The organism is Ruminococcus sp., from assembly GCF_019417665.1.
Classification (GTDB): domain Bacteria; phylum Bacillota; class Clostridia; order Oscillospirales; family Ruminococcaceae; genus Ruminococcus_C.
In genome coordinates, this window is sequence record NZ_DXUU01000092.1 from 1 (window position 1) to 5,805 (window position 5,805).

General features: G+C 39.0%; 5 protein-coding genes. All 5 read left to right on the top strand.

Annotated elements, in window-relative coordinates:
* Positions 1-131 precede the first annotated feature (131 nt).
* Complete coding sequence (locus tag QZ375_RS13480; protein ID WP_295219770.1) at positions 132-863, top strand: LytTR family DNA-binding domain-containing protein; 732 nt, start codon at positions 132-134, stop codon at positions 861-863.
* A complete protein-coding gene (locus QZ375_RS13485) occupies positions 860-2,152 on the top strand; it encodes a sensor histidine kinase (RefSeq protein WP_295219771.1) in 1,293 nt (430 codons plus the stop codon). Before QZ375_RS13480 ends, QZ375_RS13485 begins: the two co-directional genes overlap by 4 nt.
* A 148-nt stretch (positions 2,153-2,300) precedes the next feature.
* Entirely contained in the window at positions 2,301-2,450 is a 150-nt protein-coding gene (locus QZ375_RS13490) for a cyclic lactone autoinducer peptide (protein ID WP_295219772.1), read from the top strand.
* Positions 2,450-3,037 carry an accessory gene regulator B family protein gene (locus tag QZ375_RS13495; RefSeq protein WP_295219774.1) on the top strand — a complete coding sequence of 196 codons (588 nt, stop codon included), beginning with the start codon at positions 2,450-2,452 and terminating at the stop codon, positions 3,035-3,037. Before QZ375_RS13490 ends, QZ375_RS13495 begins: the two co-directional genes overlap by 1 nt.
* Before the next feature lie 112 nt (positions 3,038-3,149).
* Positions 3,150-5,805 (top strand): DUF6531 domain-containing protein (locus QZ375_RS13500; RefSeq protein WP_295219776.1); only part of this gene is annotated, 2,656 nt, incomplete at its 3' end.

Consider the following 5,805-nt stretch of genomic DNA (forward strand, 5'->3'; position numbering starts at 1 on the left):
ATGGGCGGAATTGACGAAAGATTATCTCTTTCTTTCCCAATATTATACCATACTGGAATTTGTTTATACAGCTTGATTTTTGGTTGAAATTGTGGTATTATTTTGTAAAAAGAAAGAGAGGCAAATATAAAATGATTCAGATAGCAATTGTGGATGATGAAATAAATCAGATTCAATTGATACAACGTATTGTGGAAAATTTTTTTAGAGAAAAAGAAATTCAGATTTCCGTGAACATGTTTAGAAGCGGAGAATTATTACTTTCCGAGTCTATTTCTTATGATCTTATTTTTCTGGACATTCAAATGGGTGGAATGGATGGAATCGAAACAGCACAGCGCCTGCGAGTCAATAATAAAAAAGCGGTACTATTTTATGTAACTTCTTATCAGAATTACATTCAAAAAAGTATGACAATACATCCATTTGCCTTTATTGTAAAGCCTTTTTTGGAGGAAGATGTTCGCAGAAACTTAGAAGACTTTTTGATGTATACAAATTCTGTGAAAGAAAAAAAGTCACAGGAGATATACCAAATTCATACGATGGATGATCGTCGTTTTCAAGTAAATATGGGGGAGATTCTCTATTTTCATTATTTGGACAACCGTATTGTTGAGATAGTCATGTCAAAAGACATATATAGAATAAAAGATGGTATTATGCATATATATTCCACACTGAATCCGAAATATTTTATCATGCCAAATCAAAGCTTTATCGTCAATCTTCATCGTTTAAGAGAAATTGATGGAAAAAATAAGAAATTGGTGATGGAAAACGGTGATTTAATACTGATTGCTCGGAGAAAATACAATGAGATTATAGAGGCATTAAATTGTTACATAGCTGAGGGGGTATGATTGAAATGCAGTTTATATTAGATTGTGTTACGACAGTACTGACGGCGGTGCTGTGTTTTTTAATGCTTTTTCATAAGTATGAAGTAAAACAAGATCATTTAGTCGCAAGAATAGCGGTAATTGGATGTATCATCGCCGTTAAGATGGGTGTTCTATTGCTTCACATGTCACCGTTAAACCTGCTAACAATTTGGGCTGTATGTGTTTTTGTAATATATACAATGTATCAATGTCGATTGAATACAGCCTTGATTTATTCTTTTGTTTTTTTAATGATAGCTCTTGTAGCTGACGCCTTGGGAGTGCTAGTCGTTTCGAATTTTTATCATAACACAATATCCGAAACGCTTGGAGCAACAGATTTGGTGTGGCATCACCATATATGGAATTGGATACTGCAGATATTTTTATCAAGAATCACTGCTTTGATTATTCGAAAAAATGATAACATTCGAGTGAAATGGCACGAAATATTATTTTACATACTTTTGCTTTTATTTGAAACCATACTGTTTGCCTGTATTTCATCCGCAGTTCAGGATTACATGAGCGGGCAGTTTATGATTTTGATGATGTCAGGTTTTATGATATTAGACATTTACATTATGTATATTTTTCATAAAATTTCATTATCCAGAGAGAATGAACAAAAAGTACGTTTGATGCAGCAGCAGGAACAGCTTCAGCTGCAGATGTATCAAGAACTGCACGAAAAATATAGGACAACACGTGAAATTGCACATGATATTAATCGTCACATTTCTTCTTTAAAAGCTTTGATTGCAGCAAATCCAAATGAACAGGCAGAGCATTACCTGTCAGATATGACGGAAGATACAGAGCGTTTGCGCCCAACGATTCATAATCAGAATGCCATGCTGGAAATTATATTAAATACAGTGTCTGACAGGTGTGAAAAGGAACATATTCTTTTAGAAATGAATGTCGAAGATTTTCCAATGCAATTCATCTCTGACATGGATATGACAGCTATTTTTTCCAATTTACTGGATAATGCAATTGATGCTTGTTTGGAAATTTCAAAATCACAAAGAAAAATCTATGTTGTTCTCCGAAAACAAATGGGGCTAATTGTATTGCGAATTACAAATGCATGTAAAGAAACGGAACCACGTGAATTTCGCTTTCATCATTCTACAAAGGCATATCATTCTGGAATCGGTTTGTCTAATGTAAGAAAAGCAGTTGAAAAATATAACGGAGTCTTTCGCGTTCATCAAGAAAAATGTCAATTTTGTGTTTCTATTACTTTTAATGATAATACATGAATTGGGAGAGCAGAATGGTCTGCTCTCCTTTCTTTTGACCAAATGATGTCGAAAAACGACCAAATGGTGCAAATGTATTGCTATTTTGAAATTATTGTGGTATAGTGAAATTGCAAGATATCTTGAATCTGAAAAGGAGGTACATGTCATGAAGAATATGAAAACAAAAAAGAAAATGCTGTCCGGTGTGGCTTCAGTTACAAAGAAAACATCTTCTTTCTTCGCTAACGTTTCGTGCGCTTGGTGGGATTACGATCCGAAGATGCCGAAGTCTGTGAAAAAGATGCGGAAGTTCTGATGCTGGAACATTTATCTGAGAAATTTGCAGGGAAATTAGTACATGCAGGAGTTATTTCCGAAACAGATGCAGACGTGTATGTGTACGGATTCTTCCAGGGCATGATGCTGCTTCTGAACGTGCTAACGACGTTATTGTTGGGCATATTGTTTCAGCAGCTTCTCCTCTGCATATTATTAAATGCAGCGTACATACCAATTCGGATCAGCGCCGGTGGTCATCATGCAGACAGTCCCTTTCGATGCTATATCAATTCTACCATCATGATTGCGATTTTGCTTGCGGTAATTAAGTGGATTCCAATTCATCCGATTGCATCCGTTATTTTACTTGTGGTTGCAAGTATTGTCATCTGGATTCTGTCACCAGTGGAAGCGGAAAATAATCCACTGGATGAGACAGAACAATACGTGTATCGTAAGCGAACAAGAATTGTTCTGGGAATTGAAGCGGCGGCTAGCATATTCTCTCTAATCTTTTTGAAAGAACAGATTGCCGCAACAATTGTACTGGGATTGTTTACAGAAGCATGGATGCTTATCATCGGTGCTGCGATGAATCATAAAAGAAAAACAACAACTATATGAACGTAAAATGCAAGGCTTTATATCTATACTTCGGGTATAAAATCTTGCATTTTTTGAAACATGGGGGTTGTCGAAAAAAGTATATAACATGAAATTAAAAAGGAGGATATTGATGACTAAAAAGTTAACACGCACATTAGCCGGAGTCGTGTCCCTCATGTTTGTTGGACAAATTATGGTATTTGGTGACGGCGCATCTCAAGGCATTCTGCATGCGGATACTATCGCTTCTGCAGCAGAAGCAATTGAAGGCATGAAAAATGCTGATCAGTTGGCGGAAGAATTTGAAGAAGCGACAAAGGGACTTGGCGAGGTAGATTACTTTGAGCTGCCGGAATCGGTTGAGCAGAATATCATGACGTATAGCAGCCGAACAGAAGCACAGGTTGAAGCTGAAACTGAGTCTGCATCTGATTTTACATGGGATTTCACTGCAAAATCATATATTCAGTATTTGAAAGAATTAACAAGTGTTCAGGATGCGTCTACCTTAACCATTACTGGTAAAGTGCAGAAAGGTACAGTAAACGGTCTTACTGCTTCCGATAATACACCGATTTATGTACGCATTTTTGACGGAGATTGGAATGAAATTGAAAGCTGGGAGGTTTCCGAAGGCGAAGAATACACTGCAACTGTGAATGGCTCCGGCGTGCATCATGTCAAGTTTGAGTGCGATGGTTATCTGCCGTTTTATCTGAAGGACTTCGGGACAGGTTCATTTCAGATTGGTTCCGGCGATTCACTGGATACGGTAACACTTGTTCCCGGCGATACGACATGGAATGAGGACAATGCAAACCAATGGAGTGATGATGTAATCAATGCTGCCGATTCAGCATATGTGCAAAGCTGTTTAGGAGCCACTCGCGGTGATAGCGATTTTAATCCAAGTATGGATGCTGATGGCGATAATGTCATAAGCCAGGCGGATTTGGATGCATTCTGTGATTTTTATAATAGTCTTGACGACGATGAATATTATGAACTTCCGCAGAGTGTCCAGAATCTTGATATCAATCTGGACGGAGTTATCAACGATACGGATTATGAGCTTTTGGAAGCTTCAGGTGCAAGTGGAGAAGAACTGGCTGCATTCAGAATGGAAGTTGACTCAGCAAGAACGGTGGATTCATGGGTTTATATATACAACCATGAGTTTACAGGTGACGCAATCGTTAATAAAGATGATTACAACGATGGGATTAATCAAATTAATGCAGCTGCACAGAAACGCGGACGTTCTGATAATTACTACGAGTACATGGACAAAGATGACAGTGGAACGATTGAAAACAGCGATGTTGCATGGTTTTCGGCAGCATATGAGCAATCTGGTGATCTGGACTGGGATCATGCATTCAAGAGAAATCTGACAATGCTGTCAGGCGGTATGTTCCCCTACAGCTTCAATCTTCATGACACAAATTTCGACATGAACGGCTGTGTTCTTTATGTTGCAGACTGTATGTCATTCAATACAGATATGCCGCAGTTCTGGTCTGATCATGGAGCAACACTGGATATCAACGGCGGTCTGCTGATGGTTGAAAATAACCTGGTATTCCGTACAGCATCTCCTGATGGATGGAGTGGAACAACGGGGCAGCTAATGGATCTGAACAATGGTACTGTCATAATTGGCAACTGCTTTGATTTCGGTCAGGCAAACTGCTATGACACAATTGAAATGACCAATAGCGATGATACCTTGATGGTCGGCGGAAACTGGACGTATATCACACTTCAGGATATGGAAGGCAAATGGACAGCCGGAAATATTTGGTTCCTCGGACCAACATGGGAAGTAAACGAAGCTTCCGGCGATAAGTCTATCTATTCTTCTGGTACACAGACAATTTATTTTGGCTATGCAGGCGGCAAACAGACTGTTCTTTGGGACAACTGTGAAACCTACATTAACAATGAAGATGGTTCGCTGAATACAGAGCGCACGTTTAATTTTGGCTATGTGGATGAAGAAGGTTATTGCCTGGGTATTTATTTCCTGAATGATTTCACAGAAGAAAACTACTGGTTCAGACCATGGTTCCGCCCGTATGATATTCCCGATTACACCCTCTACCGTAAGGGTTGGGAAATCGGTGACGGCGTACATATTGCAACCGGTAACTATACCAAGTCATTTACAGATTTGAGTGTAACCTCTCCTGGTGTCACCTCTGATTTTGTTAGAACCTACAACTCTATGAGCGATGAAGAAGGCAGCTTTGGTATTGGCTGGGATTTCAACATCGATGTGAGCAAGATTGTAATTCCGGCACAGGGTTACTATCAGGTAGTTCTTCCAGATGGCTCTAACACCACATTCAAGGATGATGGAAATGGCGGCTTTGAGTGCCTGAACGCCCACAGCACCATGACAAAGTCCGGCAATGAATACACCATCACAAATGCAGCGCAGTCTCAGTATCATTTCAATGCAGATGGTGAATTGGATTGGGTCAAGGATGCAGAGGGAAATATTCTAACCATCTCTTCCATGTCCAACAACCAGAGAATTGTAACAGATTCTACAGGCAGAACTTACACGATTACTTACAATGGCAATAGCGAGCATTCTCGCATTACAAAAATAGAAGATACGATAGCAAAACGTATTGTCACTTACGAATACAACAGTGATTTCCAGTTGGTATCTGCAACCAGCGTGTCCGGCGGTACAGAATACTATGAGTATGACGGGAACGGTAGACTTTGTAAAATTACAAACTGCTACGATGAAATGACAGACCAGATAGTGTATA